Annotated in this window: 13 protein-coding genes and 2 pseudogenes; 4 read left to right on the top strand and 11 right to left on the bottom strand. The window is 37.4% G+C overall.

Going from position 1 to position 14452, the window contains the following annotated elements:
* Positions 1 to 91 precede the first annotated feature (91 nt).
* The 5 genes and pseudogenes from HNR31_RS14495 to HNR31_RS14475 form a co-directional block, all read right to left on the bottom strand.
* Positions 92 to 784 carry a DUF2278 family protein gene (locus HNR31_RS14495; protein WP_181556937.1) on the bottom strand — a complete coding sequence of 231 codons (693 nt, stop codon included), beginning with the start codon at positions 782 to 784 and terminating at the stop codon, positions 92 to 94.
* A gap of 724 nt (positions 785 to 1508) precedes the next feature.
* A complete protein-coding gene (locus HNR31_RS14490) occupies positions 1509 to 1724 on the bottom strand; it encodes a hypothetical protein (RefSeq protein WP_181556936.1) in 216 nt (71 codons plus the stop codon).
* Positions 1725 to 1835: 111 nt separating this feature from the next.
* Entirely contained in the window at positions 1836 to 2612 is a 777-nt protein-coding gene (locus HNR31_RS14485) for a hypothetical protein (protein WP_181556935.1), read from the bottom strand.
* Positions 2613 to 2755: 143 nt separating this feature from the next.
* Positions 2756 to 3816 (bottom strand): annotated as a pseudogene (locus tag HNR31_RS14480) (PQQ-dependent sugar dehydrogenase).
* A 468-nt stretch (positions 3817 to 4284) separates the two neighbouring features.
* Positions 4285 to 4551, bottom strand: coding sequence for a hypothetical protein (locus HNR31_RS14475; protein ID WP_181556934.1), 267 nt, complete (start codon positions 4549 to 4551; stop codon positions 4285 to 4287).
* A gap of 531 nt (positions 4552 to 5082) precedes the next feature.
* On the opposite strand from HNR31_RS14475, the gene HNR31_RS14470 reads away from it, so the two are divergent.
* The 3 genes and pseudogenes from HNR31_RS14470 to HNR31_RS14460 form a co-directional block, all read left to right on the top strand.
* On the top strand, positions 5083 to 5475 hold the full coding sequence (locus HNR31_RS14470; protein ID WP_181556933.1) for a VOC family protein: 393 nt from the start codon (positions 5083 to 5085) through the stop codon (positions 5473 to 5475).
* Between the two features lie 53 nt (positions 5476 to 5528).
* Positions 5529 to 6761 carry an MFS transporter gene (locus tag HNR31_RS14465; protein WP_181556932.1) on the top strand — a complete coding sequence of 411 codons (1233 nt, stop codon included), beginning with the start codon at positions 5529 to 5531 and terminating at the stop codon, positions 6759 to 6761.
* A gap of 199 nt (positions 6762 to 6960) precedes the next feature.
* A pseudogene (locus HNR31_RS14460) lies at positions 6961 to 7272 on the top strand (transposase); the annotation flags it as partial.
* A gap of 68 nt (positions 7273 to 7340) precedes the next feature.
* Here the strand turns inward: HNR31_RS14460 and HNR31_RS14455 are convergent.
* From HNR31_RS14455 to HNR31_RS14430, 6 genes are all read right to left on the bottom strand, one after another.
* Positions 7341 to 7937: a VanZ family protein gene (locus HNR31_RS14455; RefSeq protein ID WP_181556931.1), complete on the bottom strand. Its 597-nt coding sequence runs from the start codon at positions 7935 to 7937 to the stop codon at positions 7341 to 7343.
* 625 nt (positions 7938 to 8562) lie between these two features.
* Positions 8563 to 9024 (bottom strand): GNAT family N-acetyltransferase, encoded by a 462-nt coding sequence (locus HNR31_RS14450; RefSeq protein WP_181556930.1) that lies wholly within the window; start codon positions 9022 to 9024, stop codon positions 8563 to 8565.
* Positions 9025 to 9168: 144 nt separating this feature from the next.
* The gene (locus HNR31_RS14445; RefSeq protein WP_181556993.1) at positions 9169 to 9639 is read right to left on the bottom strand and encodes a GNAT family N-acetyltransferase; all 471 of its coding nucleotides are present in this window, start codon (positions 9637 to 9639) and stop codon (positions 9169 to 9171) included.
* A 226-nt stretch (positions 9640 to 9865) separates the two neighbouring features.
* Positions 9866 to 11137 carry a DNA polymerase IV gene (locus HNR31_RS14440; protein ID WP_181556929.1) on the bottom strand — a complete coding sequence of 424 codons (1272 nt, stop codon included), beginning with the start codon at positions 11135 to 11137 and terminating at the stop codon, positions 9866 to 9868.
* Between the two features lie 406 nt (positions 11138 to 11543).
* Positions 11544 to 11714: a hypothetical protein gene (locus tag HNR31_RS14435; protein WP_181556928.1), complete on the bottom strand. Its 171-nt coding sequence runs from the start codon at positions 11712 to 11714 to the stop codon at positions 11544 to 11546.
* 678 nt (positions 11715 to 12392) lie between these two features.
* Positions 12393 to 13328 (bottom strand): quinone oxidoreductase family protein, encoded by a 936-nt coding sequence (locus HNR31_RS14430; protein WP_309505720.1) that lies wholly within the window; start codon positions 13326 to 13328, stop codon positions 12393 to 12395.
* Between the two features lie 213 nt (positions 13329 to 13541).
* Here HNR31_RS14430 and HNR31_RS14425 point away from each other — a divergent pair, with 213 nt between their 5' ends.
* A complete protein-coding gene (locus HNR31_RS14425) occupies positions 13542 to 14159 on the top strand; it encodes a TetR family transcriptional regulator (RefSeq protein ID WP_181556926.1) in 618 nt (205 codons plus the stop codon).
* Positions 14160 to 14452: the final 293 nt, after the last annotated feature.

The raw sequence follows: 14452 nt of genomic DNA, 5'->3' as shown, positions 1-14452 counted from the left end.
ACATTGTGTCTTATTTTACAAACCTTAAATACAAATTGTTTACTCTAAGGTAAACACTTTTTTATTGTTAATGTCCAGTATAAAACTTTTTTTACTGATTATTCACATTTTTATGGTTACATTCTTCTACTGTTTTGATTGCATTCCCCTTTTCATCTGTACACCATGATTGAGATTGGAAAGCTAGAAAAATGGCTACCCACCTTTTCTCTTGTTCAAAATGTATTAGAATTCCCCCATCCTGCCATATCCCGTTATCATTTTTCCATCTCCCTACATTTCCTTGGTTCATATGAATATCATGTATACCATTACCAGGTAAAAAGCCAAAATACTTATCAGGTTTATTTTGCTCTGGGCCCCATCTCTCTCCAAAAGCGTATATAATTGCCTTCTTATCAATAGCTTGCTTAATATAATATTGAATCTTTTCGTTCAAATCGTTATCTGGTCCCTCTACATCAGCTGGGAGAGGAATCATCTTTCCAGGATCGAATAAATTTCCTCTGATATAATCAAGCCCAATGTCTGGGTTATTATTTTTTATAGGAGTAAAACCAAACTCTAAGTCAGGTAACTTTGTAATGTCTTCTGAATGGAAATCCTCCCCAACAAAATATAATACTTCTGAAGGATAAGATTGAGATTTAATATTAATGGCTATTCGATATTGAATACCTTCCTCATCATCCTTGATAAGAACTTGATAATGAGAATTCTGTCCTCTTCCCATCATAGAGTCGACCGGTTTCCCTTTTAAAACTCCATAATTTTTTAAAGACAAATTCCGTCATCTCCTGTTCATTTATAATGATTAAATGCATTTATTGCTTAAAACTTAAATACATACACAAATAATCTTCCTAAAATTATTCAATCCTACTCATGAATTCGACATCTACATCTAATAAACCTTCAAAAAATTCTAAAAAACAGAGACGCTCTTCACTCATCTTTGCTAAGCAAACCGATTGAAAAAATATTATAAAAAATTATTAAACAGGCTATCTGAAGATAGTCTGTTTCCCTTTTTAACTAGTAAATAAAAGTAGCTATAAAAGCACACTAAAACAATATTTAAAAAAATAGCTTGGACTGTTCCCTGTTTCCCCACCCCGTTTGAAATTCAACATTTAGATACGTTTAAGTATGGTGAACGAAATGTATATTATTTAAGTTCCTTGTATTATTTACATTTTCTGTAGATATCCCGCTGTTTGGGTATTCCCTTACGTTTCCTTTTTGTTTTTTTATAGATGATATATATGTTGTGAATTTTAGCATTAAATTTTATTCGTTCTCCTGTCATTGTCAACAACGATTTAAAATTGGTTCTTACGTTCTTTTGGTGAATGATTACCTATCATCCTATTGGGGATTTTTATTGTTTTATTAAAATAATGAGTACAGCCTATAGAGAATACGTTTTTCTAACAGAGCTAATCCAGCTCGGCCATACATCATTCGTTTAATAGTTTTCAACCGGTTTATTTACCCTTCTAGTACCCCTACTGTATGGGAGAAGAAAAGCATGTTTTACTGCCTGCAAATCGCTGCGCAAGCGCCGAGCATATTGATAAAACGGCTGTTTTGAATCGGAAAGCTGATGGAAAAGCCAACGTAAAAACGAATTGGTAGTCTGCTTGACGAATCGCTTCGTGATCATCTTGCACCATTTCATAGATGGGGCGAACATTTGAGTAACTTTCTAGACATTGTTCCAAATCCATGATCTCCTTCTCAGAAAGTTGATGACGTGGAGTCCATATCCAAATTTGGTACGCTATGATTGCACTCCAAAAAACGACCAACGATTGTGCCGGTCGTTTTTTGGATTATTCTAGAATATCCGTTTTTTCAAAGGTTGGGTAATGATAGTAGGCATGGACTTTTTGTGTTTTTTCATCCACATAGATAATAGAGTATCCTTTTATATTGGCTTGTTCATCATATTCCACAAAGACGATGGATCCTTTATATTTTTTGACCCCATCAATGTCTACGTCATCTAATTGCGTTCCATCTTCCGTTAAGCTTGCGGTAAACTGATAATGGTCAGGAAAAGCTATATCATATCGGTACATTGTTTTCTCGTCCAACGCACTGACGATTTTCACTCCTGTAACCTTTAAGAACGCTTCCACTTCCTCTTTACTCATGCCTTTATGGAGAGTTCTTTTCACTTGATCATAAGTGATTGCTGTGTTCGTTTGCTTCTGCTCATTGGTAGATGATTTTTTATTGGCTGGATGTTGATTAGTCGAACTCTTGAATTCTTGTGGCTGTTTAACGTCTTTTACCTCTTGTTTCTGCGCTTCGCTTTTTGTAATTGACTTGGCTGCGTCTTCTTTTGTTGTTAGATTTTTCGTTTTATCAGCAGGAGCGGTAGTAACCTTGTGATCTTTTTGCGATTGAGTGTTTTGCTGTGGAGTATCTTTTTTCGGTTCCGCTACTGCTTGCGTATCAACATTTTTCTGATTAGCAATGTTTTCGCTCTGAACAGTCGCCATTTTGACTTGATTTCCTTCTCGTTGTACCATTTCTTCTGATGAACAAGAAACTAATAACAATAGAAGAATTAAAAGAAAAGCCGTGAATAATTGTTTTTGCATGTGATATGATCACCTCCTGTTATATTGGTTAATCGATTCCTTGACTTATGTCTTGATGACTATTTCCTTGACTATTTCCTATCGATTTCGATAACTTCGATCAGTGTGGACTATCGATCCGGAAAAATGAGTATTTCTTTGCATCAAAAAGCTTTCGGAATGGGCATTTTGATGAATTTGTCATCATGATTGGATGGAACCCCTCTTCCATCCGTGTTGTTTGTGACAAAAAATAAATGATCTCTCAATATGAATATATCCCGCACGCGCCCTACGTTGGAAACGATTTGTTTATATGTTTTATTTTTTAAATCGAACGCTAAAACACCTTCCCCCCGTAGCTGTGCAACATACAAAATCCCATTATGATAAGCAATTCCAGATGGCGCCCAAGTATGATCTCCTGAATGGAACAATGGTGCGATCATCCCGTCTTCTTTCTCATTTCCTTGAATAAAAGGCCAGCCATAATTTCCTTTCGGTTTAATCAAGTTAATTTCATCATGTGCACTTGAGCCGTGCTCAGAGCTATAAAGCTGACCTGCTTCATCCCATGCCAAGCCTTGTGGGTTGCGGTGTCCATAGCTATAGACAAGGGAGTTGGAATAAGGATTATCGTCCGGTATGGTGCCGTCGAGATTCATACGCAAAATTTTCCCCCAAGAGATGTCTTGTCTTGGGCAAGCATCGGTTCTGTAGCATCTCCAGTTGTGATGTACAATTTTTTGTCCGGTCCGATTTTTATTCTTCCACCATGATGAACGTTTCCGCTTGGAATTTGGTCAAGCAAAACCTTTTCTTCAAACCATTCATTATTTTCTTCTCGTATTTCTACAACACGATTAAATTGTCCTTTTTTATCCTCATATGTATAGTAAAGAAAGTCATAATTCTTTTTCTCAGGATGAAGCACAAAACCTAATACACCAGCTTCAGATGCCGTTGAAAGCTTCTTTTCTAAATGGAGATTCTGTCTATTTTTTCTGTCGCCTGTAATTTTTACAATTGAGCCAGTCCGCTCTGAAATATAAAAAGATGTCCCGTCCCAGTCGATTGCCCATGGCACACTTAAATCTTGGGCAACGATTTCCATATTGACGTTGTTACTTGTTTGTTGTTCATTTTGAGAACTGTTTTCTTCTTGCTTTAAACAGCCAGTTAGCAGAAAAACGATGCTGATCATGATAAGAGGATATTTCTTCATCAAATTTTCCCTCCCGATAAAGATGAGTCTTCAACTTTTGTCATTCCGCTAAAAATTAAGAGCCATCAATCGTCTGCATCGAACTTGGCTGTTACGATAAAAATGAATTTCTACTTAAATTAATCTTATTTCCTTCCATTAACTATGGATAACAAATTTTCTTTGAAAATATTTCATCGTAAGTTATTCATTTTTTTCATTATTTTGTAAAGCGGCAATTTGACACTTTCTGGTTTAATGGCATTACCACCTAAGACTAACTTGTATAATTATAGTCTTATTATCCTCATTTCTTTTATGTGGTTGATTATTTAGAATATAGTTCTATATTGTATACATTTCTAAATAAGTGGATTGTAAAAAGAAGGAAGCGTTAGCATGCCTAACGCTTTTTAATTTGCAGTGGTCTGTAAATATAAGCGGACGCTATATACACGTTATGGTTCGTTTTTACCGTCTGATTTATCGTTAGTTTTTTGCCTCCCAATAGCTTCCTTCTCCAAAAAACTCCGTACACACTCCATTTAGAGACTGTAGCTTTTCTATAAATCCCTTTACATCACAGGTATGAAAAGTATCATGCAGTTCACGCTTTTCTTCAGTAACCGAATAAACATGAACTTCCATACATCCGTCCCATCTGATATTCGCATCGAATTGGCCGTCTTCACTTTCCAATTCAAGTGCAACTGTTGCCCCATCCTCGTTTTTATGCTGAGTCTTAATGATCCACATAAAAGCACTTCCTTCTTGTCGATTATACTCATTAGACCTTTTTACTGTAATATATATCTTAACTTCCAATGGGGAGAGATAGTAAGAAAATGTGAGGGAGCCACTTTGCTCCCTAGTATTTAGTCTGTAATTTAATTTAATGCGGAGATAGGTGAACCGGTAGAAGTATGTTGATGTACCCATTCACGAGTTTTATTCAAAACTGCCGATTGGTTTGGAATTTGATCACTATGTTGTGTAATCCAATTCATGCAGTACTGCGGGTCAAGATAGCTGGTGAGTAAAAATTCTCCATCGATTTAGCTAATTTCGTCGCATTTGTGAACTCCAGTAAGTTCTATATATGTATATATTTTTGTGTTATGATAATCAGTCCCAAAAACAAGGATTTCTTATTTAAAAAGATAAAATTGTAACAGTTGACAATCTGTTTCTAATCACAGATAATACAGTAATAGGAACGTACATTCGCCCGTTTGTCGAGACTAGAATTTATGTCGTTCTTACATGCGATAAAAGGAGCTGGTTGAAATGAGAAATTCAAATCAAAAAATTACTACGTGTTTCATGTTCAATGGCAAGGCTGAAGAAGCAATGAATTTTTACGCCTCTGTATTTGATCAATCAGAAATAAATAGTGTTTTCCGTCATGAAGATGGAACAGTATTACATGCTACATTCACATTAAAAGGACAAACGTTTATGGCGATCGATAATAGCAACAAGCAAGAGCACCCTTTTACTCCTGCAATGTCACTGTTTGTAACATGTGATACCGAAGAAGAAATAAATAGAGTTTTTGAGCAGTTATCGCAAGGTGGCAAAGTTCTAATGCCATTAGCCGCTTATCCATTTAGCGAAAAGTTTGGTTGGGTGGAAGATAAATATGGTGTTTCATGGCAATTAAACCTTGCAAAAAGCTAAATGTTAGTTGACGTCCAATTATTAAATCAATATAAGATAGAGAGGTCATTCTTATGTCATCAACAAACTCGAATCCATCCATGGCTTCCCTATTACGTAATCGTTTTATCCAAACGATTATGACAGCCGGCTTGTTTATTCAGGTTGGCATTTGGGTACGTAACTTTGCGATTCTATTGTTTGTCACCGAGAAGACAAATGGGGATGCGCTTGCCGTCTCACTCATATCGGTGGCTGAATTTGCACCGATTTTTATCTTTTCCTTTATTGGGGGTACGTTCGCAGACCGTTGGCGGCCAAAACGAACGATGATCTGGTGCGACCTCTTAAGCGCTATATCGATATTTGTCATATTAATGGCGCTTCTGTTTGGCACGTGGAAGGCTGTTTTCCTCGCAACATTCGCCTCCGCGATCCTGTCGCAGTTCTCTCAGCCTTCGGGGATGAAGTTGTTCAAAGTACACGTTCCAGGAGAACAAATGCAGGCGGGTATGTCATTATTCCAGACAATGATGGCCATTTTCATGATCATCGGTCCGATATTAGGCACCTTCGTCTTTCAACAATTCGGTATCTATATCTCTATGGCGATAGTAGGTATAGCTTTCCTATTATCTGCTCTCGTACTGACCTTATTGCCTCCCGACCGGATAGAAAAGAAAGACGAAAGCGAGACATCGATCTGGCATGAAATAAAGCTCGGCTTTCAATATGTGTGGTCGCGCAAGATTCTTGTGACTTTAGGAGGCGGCTTCATGGCTGCCGGATTAGGGCTTGGATTAATCCACCCGTTGGCCATCTTTCTAGTAACAGAGCGCCTTGGTCTGGAAAAGGATTACTTGCAATGGCTGTTCACAGCTCATGGGGCAGCGATGATCATCGGTGGCGCTGTGGCGATGGTCTTCTCCAATCGGATTGCGCCGCACATCCTACTGATGCTGGGGATGGGTGCGATGGCTGTAGGAATTTTTGTGATGGGTTGGTCTACCATGTTCTGGCTTACTTTGCTGGCTGAGTTTATCATCGGTCTATTCATGCCTGCTCTCCATATCGGTATTAATACGATTATACTGAACAATACCGACGAAACGTTCGTAGGACGTGTTAACGGCATATTGACCCCTCTGTTCATGGGTTCGATGGTCATCACGATGAGCTTGGCTGGTCTGTTGAAAAAACAATTCTCCCTAGTCACGATCTATCAGACCTCTGCCGCATTCTTTGTTATTGGCATTCTGGTCATGCTCCCGATGTTTCGAATGCTTAAAACGGCTGAAGCCGAATAAATAATTAACAAAGCCCATTAACTAGCCGTGCCGCGGCGTAGTACCTCAGATGATAATTTGTGTCTATTAAAATATAAATAAGCTGTTTGACATATTATGCTTATTTCAGCTTGTCGATAAAGTCGGCAAGCTGTTTTATTATGGAGGCAGGACGAATGGAGGGAAAGAACGATGCTTCGACCAGCGACACCAAGATAATGTGCTCTATACCGAAACGACAGTGAAATTGGATGATCTGGTCCTAGAGGATCACTTGGTAAGAAAACTAGATGCAGCCATTTATTGATATGGTGAAAAATCTCTATTCTCCTGATCATGGATGTCTAAGTATGGATCCAGTGATGTTGTTTAAAATGTATTTAGGATTCGCTCGATGCGCGAAACTATCGAACAAATCCGAACCAACGTCACCTACTGTTGGTTTCTGGAACATCCCGTTCCCCATTACTCGACGCCAAATAAAAACTATACGCGTCGTTTCGTTGGAACGGATTTGTTCTATCAGATTTTTTTCGGATATTGAGCATATCATTTCAACATGGATTGGTAGATCCGAGTGTCGATACCATAGCTGGTTGCTTATAAATTGTGTTTTTTTAAACTAACATTCGATTGTGAAAGCATTTCTTTGATTGGTGAGTAAAGTTTAACTGCAATCCAGTATCCCATAAAAAAGCCGACTCCATTTAGTATCACATCATCAATATCTACTTTTCTTCCAGTTCCTTGAAAAATATTTTCTATTAGTTGAATCAATTCGATTAAAATCGGGATGGAAAGAGAGGTAATCAATACTGTTTTAACAGTTTTAAGTTTATCCCAGATTACTGTTAGGTAAAAAGACAATGGCAAAAGTAGCAGAGTATTCCCCATAATGTTCTTGACTAAGGATGTATAATAACCGTACTTTGTATCGAATATTGCCATATCTATTAACGAAGCGAAGGGAATAATATTAATATTACTAGAAACCGCTTGACTTGTATCTATTGCTCTCGGATCAATATAAATAGGGAAAAAGAGTAAGAAAATAGCGTATAGACAATAGTTTAAAAAAATGTATTTTGCTAATACACTCCAAAAATTAAACTCCTTTTTTCTTATGATCACAAACGCTTGAAATATCACAAATAAAATACTAGCTAGAATAAAATATATAGGTTTAATATTAATCATAAGATAAACTTGCTCCTTTCAAGACAAATCACGAGGATTAGCCAGCATCAACCTTACCTGTTACATTAATCCCATCATTTGATTTAGAAAAATGGAAACAATCATCACCTGCACCTACATTAGTGAAAATGCTGGTATCGTCAGCTAAACAATGATAGTAAACCGTTCCCACTAAAGCACTCTAATAAATAAACACGAGGAGAAACGAATCAATTTGATAGATGGTTTAGTCTGTGAATAAAACAGGAATGTTCAAAATCCTTTTGCTTCGGATCTTGTTCTTCATGGGGTAACCCATCTTGAATAGCCATTTTCGATAATAAATCCTAGCTGTACATCATGTTTTAAACATGATCGGCGATTCTTTCTTTATTTTCGAGTTGCAATCTAATATCAAATCGCAAAAAACGTGATATTCCTGTTTCACCAGCCAAAGGCGTAACGTCTTTAACATCCCCGTTCCACCAATTAAAGGAGCGTGTTTCATTTTATCCTTTTCTTTTGTTAACGAAATCGAAAAGCACTATTCAACAATTGCAATGACAATCAGTATCTAAAGGTTCATATAACAATAGCTTCGATAGCACAAAATCAAAATATACACAAATGCCACCAATTATTGAATTTATAGTTTTTTATAAACAAATTCCCTGTACTTCGTAAATCCATGTTTTTTGTAAAAGTCTTTTGCAATATTATTTTCAAACCAATAATCCAATTCAATTACATCTATTTCGTTGTTTTTGGCAATTTCATAAACCTCTTCCATTAATCTTGAACCATATCCCTTTTTCCTTTGGGATTTTGCTACACTAATCTGATGAACATATACAGATTTATACGCCTTTTTAAAAGCAGTTTCTGGATATTTTCTAATCTCTATCCAAGCATAACCGAGCGTTTCTCCATTATCTTCTAACAGAAGAAAAATAAAACTGTCGTTCTGAATAATACTTTTAAAAAATTCTTTAATTGCCTCATAGTTATATTCCTTAAAATATTTAGGGTACAATTCAAAATGCAGATCGTGCACGGGTTTATTTAATTTTGCAATTATCTCATAATGAGTAGTTTGAGTAACCTTCATAATTCCTCCCCCCTTTTTTTTACATTATAAACTTTATAGTATCACACTAACATTATTGGTTAATAATTACATTGATCTGATCCTATTATTCAAACAAGACAAGCACTATTTCTTATCTCTAATTATAAAAGATAAAAGTACTACTTAAATAAATAATTCCATTTCACTGTTTTTAAAAATAAATCCCATATTTTTATATAATGGTATTCCATCATCAGATGCATGTAACCAAATTCGTTTTACCCCGATTTTTTTGCATTCCTCCATACAATGCTCTAACAATTTTCTTGCTAAACCTTTCCCCCGATATTGAGGAATCGTATACATATTCAGTATATAAGCTTCAAGTCCCTTTAAATTAGCTAAGTAAGGTGGGCGTTTAAATAAAACCATCCCACTAATACTTATAACATTATGATTTGATAAAGCTAAAAAGGAAATAAACTCATTATTAGAAAGTGCTTCCTCTAAATATTTTTTTGTAGCTGTTAGGACAAGAGTTTCCTCTTGTCCAGACCGTACTTCTCCTAATTCCTTAAAAAGTTCCAAACGCAACCTTACAATTCCTTCTATATCTTGAACTGTTGCCTTACGAATCTCGAATTGCCAATTCATTATATACATATAAAAACAAATTCTCTATCCAAATTGATATACCCTCTTCAACTAAACTGCTCTTCTTTTCGTAACGCTCTACTTTGATTCGGTCTTTATGTCTTTAGAATAGAATAAATGAGTCTGCCATCTTCCTACATAAATAACTAATTGTCTTGGTTTTACTTATATTTTCCGTGTATCATTACACTTTTAGCAGCCTCCGGTACATGATCCATATCAATACTTACATAGATTCACCGTCCTTTTTTTTCTGTTTCGTATCGTACCGCAATCGTATCTTTTCTTTCAGACTTTTTTCTTTGTGAAGAAGTTCAGACACAGGTTGAATAATTCCTTCACCGAATTTTCGTTTTAACTGTTCAATGGCATTCAACAATGGTTCATCTTTCGCATCTTCTTCAAAGCTGAACAAATCTAATTGTTTGGTAGATTCTTTTTTATCCAATACATCCAAAGCAGTAATCCCCAGCAACCTCACCGGATCTCCGTTCCAATGCTGTTTCAATAGCTGCACCGCATACCTAAAAATTTCCTCTTGTTCCTGAAACGGATTCAGCCATGTTTTACTCCGAGTAACCGTCTGAAAATTAGCGTAACGAATAGTAATTTGAAGAGTGGATGAAACCACTCGCTTCCTTTTCATTCGGCTGCTGACTGAATCAGACAGTCTACGTAACACTTCAATGAGAGTATGTTCCTCAGTTACATTATGAGAAAGGGTGGTGGAATTGCCGATGGTTTTCCATTTAAGAACGGCTTCCGGATCAACCGGACGGTGGTCTATTCCGTTTGCTCGCTCCTGTAAGTAAACGCCTTTGATGCCAAGTAAGTCTTTTAATACTCCTTTTTCCGTTTTTGCCAATTCACCAATAGTAAAAACACCAATGCCTTTTAACTTTTCAGCTGTTTTTTCTCCAATCCCATGCATCGATTGAACAGGTAATTGCCAAAGTACTTTTGGCACATCACGTTTGCGAAGAACCGTAATTCCTAATGGTTTTTTCATATCACTCGCCATTTTTGCTAGGAATTTATTAGGAGCAATCCCGATGCTGACGGGAATTTTTAATGTTTCTAACAGCCCTTTTTGAATTTGATGAGCGATTTCAAGAGGAGACCCTAACGAATAGCAATCTGTTATATCCAAGTATCCTTCATCAATAGAAGCAGGTTCTAAAATAGGCGAAAAGGTGGCTAAAAAATTGAAAACTTTCGTACTCATTTCTCGATATAGGTCAAAATCAGGTTTCAGGATCACCAAGTGAGGACACTTTTTCTTCGCTTCCCACAAAGGCATAGTCGTATATATCCCAAAATCATTCTTCGCTATATAGTTTGCTGCCAAAACGATCCCTCTGCGTTCTTTCGGATCTCCAGCTACTACTACCGCTTTTCCTTCTAATGATGGATCCCGCGCGATTTCACAGCTACAGTAAAAGGCATTACAGTCAACATGGAAAATAACACGGCCATTCTTCGGGTACATGGATTTCATGCCTTTTCTTCCTTTCCATTCGTTTTTTTACACCACATTGATTTTTTCGCATCAGTAAAATCCCAAGATAGGGAAGATCATTACAAATTAAATTAACAGGTTCATTTCAAGGAGGGAAAATAAGAAAAATCGTCTAAAATAGTACTTACTCTAAATTTGACGTTGTTATTGATGATTACTGCTTGGGAACCAGTCAATGTTGTTACATGACATCGGGTCCTAAAATCATTGAACCAGCAGATACGCCAACAATGATTACGTTATTTTCAAATAGTTCTTTTACCACTCTTTTTTAGATGACGGAATAAATAGAACGGATTACCACCGTTAATGTAAATAGTATCGTAGTTTTTCAAACAATCATTTCCATCAAACTCAACATCTATAAAATCGACTTTACCAAAATTCATTGATAGAAAATCTCTCTTAGCTTTAATGGCAATGATTTATGTTCAATAGAAGCAGTAATGATAATTCCTGCTTTCATCTTGCTTGGCTCTTGATTTAATAATTGATTACATTCATTTCTTATGAACTCCGTGTAAAAACCAGAAGATGTTAAAAGTAATTTCGTCATTTCCTACAACCACCTATCGAATGGTTCCTAAAGAAATTTTAACATTAAATTCCAATATCATCATAAAAAAATCATCCTGTAATTTGCAGGATGATTTTTTAAATAGATTATATCATTTAAAGTGGATTCTCTGTTGGTGATACCTAGTCTTTGGGCAAGTCAATCCATCTGACGTCTTGAATGGTAAAATAAAAATAGAAATCATTTTAGTAATATGAATTAGCTGTAATTTTATCTTATTAGTTTTTTTTGATTATTTAGCACATAGTTCTATTTTTTATGATCTCCAAAATAGAATAAATGAACTGCAATTCAGAAATCTAATAAGTTCTGATTGTTCAACCATGATTTAACACAATCAATAAGCTTTTTGGCGGCTGGAGAAGTATTTTTCAGAGATGTTGTCCGCAATCTCTATAGTACGAATAACGATCTCCTTCTAAATGAATTATTTGATCCACGAAACAAAAACATTTCAGGAAATACACTGATTCCAAGAACATTTTGTACTATCTCTATATAAATAATAGCTCGATCTTCGGTTGCTTCATATTTGATCTTTGGTAACACTTGATTTTCCTTCTAAACTGGTGACGGGAGTCGTAGCTTCATCCTGTTTGGACGCTATCAAGTTAACTACTTCTATTATTTAATTGAACTACACCATACTTTTTACGCTTAAGGCACGATCACTATCCTTTTGCCTTGAAAATCCGTGCGCTTCCAAACGCTTTCTATATCTTTAAGAGGGACTGTTTCAATGTCCATGCTCAGCTTTCCTTCCTTTATCCACGCCCACACTTGATTGGTGGCTTCATTGATCGCCTCAGGTGTCCAACCGGCAGCTCCTCCGAAAATCTCAAGCCCCGAGGTTCGCAATGCATCCGCAGAAAGTGAGATGGTCGATCCAGCCTTTTCTCCAATCTGTACTAGTCGCACCCTCCGCGACACCGGAACGAGTTCATGAGGAACGAACGTTTTGATCAGTATTTCCGTCGGACGTCCCCACAAAAAATCGAGGATGACATCATAACCCTCTCCTGCTTCCTTTATAAATGAATCTGCCAGTTCCTCATCGGACTGCTTGAGATCAATGACAGCGTCCGCTCCCAGCTCCAAAACCCGTTTCATTGACTCCGGATTGCGTCCTGTTCCAACGACCCGCCCCGCGCCTAGAAGCTTGGCGATCTGGACGGCCAGCTTACCGGATACTCCCGTCGCCCCATTGATCAGAACCGTTTCGCCTGGTTGAAGCTTTGCCCCCCATTTCAGCGGAAAGAGAGACGATAATGCCGAAGCCGGAAGCGCTGCGGCCGTCACGGCGTCAATGCCTTCAGGAACGGGAACCGTATTCGTTTTCGGAACGATTGCCTTTTCAGCCATTGCCCCGTACGGAGGTTTTATGCCGCCGAAGCCGACGATTTTTCCATCGGGAAGCTCGCCTATTCCGTCAAAACCGACTATAGCTGGAAGTTGGGAGAGGAATTGACGGCTGGCGAAATGTTTCCCTTCTGCCATCATTTTATCCACATTTTCTAATGCGACCGCTTTGACTTGGATGAGCACTTCATCCGGACCGGGAACTGGATCAGGAAACTCTTCGTACCGGGGCACTTCTCCGAATTTGTGTAATACTGCAGCTTTCATAACATTTCTCCTTTCAATTTGCAGTTTACTTAACAGTGTTAAATTTAACGGTGTTAAGTAAACTTGTCAAGTGTTTTGTGGTACAATGCCAAGTAGAATAAATTGATAATTTAGTTGAACTCTTCGATTGCTAAAACAAAAAGCAGTCTTGAAGATGAAACTGTCGAGGAGAGAAATACGATGGCATTAAGAAAGGAACAAATTATAGAAGAAGCATTGCAATTGCTCAATGAAAGTGGTCTTGAGGGAGTAACACTGCGAAAACTGGCTAAAAGACTGGGAGTTCAGGCTCCAGCTTTGTATTGGCATTTTAACAATAAGGCCGCTCTGGTTAACGAAATGGCCGAAGCGATTTTGCAGACGGAATTTGCCGACTTACAGCCACGAGGCGATGGCGAGCCTTGGCAAGAGTGGCTTATCCATACTCTTAACCGCTTGCGCAAAGCAATGCTCTCGTATACCGATGGCGGTCGTGTTGTCGCGGGAGCGCATTTATCATTAACGATGGCTAAAATATCTGAAGTGGCTATACACTCACTTCATAGTGCCGGTGTCAGTCTTCGGAAATCCCGCTTGATTGTTCTGACTGCCACTCACTACACCTTTGGGTATGTAATTGAAGAGCAAACTCCTCTCTCTCCGGAAGGACTTAAACATTTTGATCTTGAGAAGTTTAAAAAAGATCACCCTACTATGGTGGCAGGCATAGAAGAATATTTTACTTCAGGACGTACGGTTGATGATCTCTTTAATGACGGGCTGAGGATTATTGTTGGTACTTATGATGAGAGAAAATGAAGGCTTAGAAAACAGTTGTTGACCTCACGCTGGCCGTGTTTTAGGGAATTTGTTTAAAGACGGATCTCCAAATTCTCTTACTCCCTTCTGTCTAAAAGTAAAAGACAATTATTTTATGGTTGGAATCAAAACGCCAAAAGCGGATAAAAAACTACCTGTATAAACAAACCGAGCTATTGATCCTTTTACTTTCTAAGAATGTAGAAACCTCAAAAACGACTAGCCCGATAATTACATAAGGTTGTTGTTTTTGGGGGTTTAATTATTTAAGAGTTTGAAGAGTTCATATTATT

Origin of the sequence: Thermaerobacillus caldiproteolyticus, from assembly GCF_013761245.1 — a bacterium.
Lineage (GTDB): Bacteria > Bacillota > Bacilli > Bacillales > Anoxybacillaceae > Thermaerobacillus > Thermaerobacillus caldiproteolyticus.
Note: the sequence above shows the minus strand (reverse complement) of the source record. Positions and strands in the feature narration are given on the sequence as shown.

Excerpts from the sequence above, each read along its gene's own strand:
- HNR31_RS14465 (WP_181556932.1), top strand. The coding sequence starts at position 5,529 with ATGTCATCAACAAACTCGAATCCATCCATGGCTTCCCTATTACGTAAT.
- HNR31_RS14455 (WP_181556931.1), bottom strand. The coding sequence starts at position 7,937 with ATGATTAATATTAAACCTATATATTTTATTCTAGCTAGTATTTTATTT.
- HNR31_RS14470 (WP_181556933.1), top strand. The coding sequence starts at position 5,083 with ATGAGAAATTCAAATCAAAAAATTACTACGTGTTTCATGTTCAATGGC.
- HNR31_RS14425 (WP_181556926.1), top strand. The coding sequence starts at position 13,542 with ATGGCATTAAGAAAGGAACAAATTATAGAAGAAGCATTGCAATTGCTC.
- HNR31_RS14475 (WP_181556934.1), bottom strand. The coding sequence starts at position 4,551 with ATGTGGATCATTAAGACTCAGCATAAAAACGAGGATGGGGCAACAGTT.
- HNR31_RS14485 (WP_181556935.1), bottom strand. The coding sequence starts at position 2,612 with ATGCAAAAACAATTATTCACGGCTTTTCTTTTAATTCTTCTATTGTTA.
- HNR31_RS14435 (WP_181556928.1), bottom strand. The coding sequence starts at position 11,714 with ATGACGAAATTACTTTTAACATCTTCTGGTTTTTACACGGAGTTCATA.
- HNR31_RS14450 (WP_181556930.1), bottom strand. The coding sequence starts at position 9,024 with ATGAAGGTTACTCAAACTACTCATTATGAGATAATTGCAAAATTAAAT.
- HNR31_RS14445 (WP_181556993.1), bottom strand. The coding sequence starts at position 9,639 with ATGAATTGGCAATTCGAGATTCGTAAGGCAACAGTTCAAGATATAGAA.
- HNR31_RS14440 (WP_181556929.1), bottom strand. The coding sequence starts at position 11,137 with ATGAAATCCATGTACCCGAAGAATGGCCGTGTTATTTTCCATGTTGAC.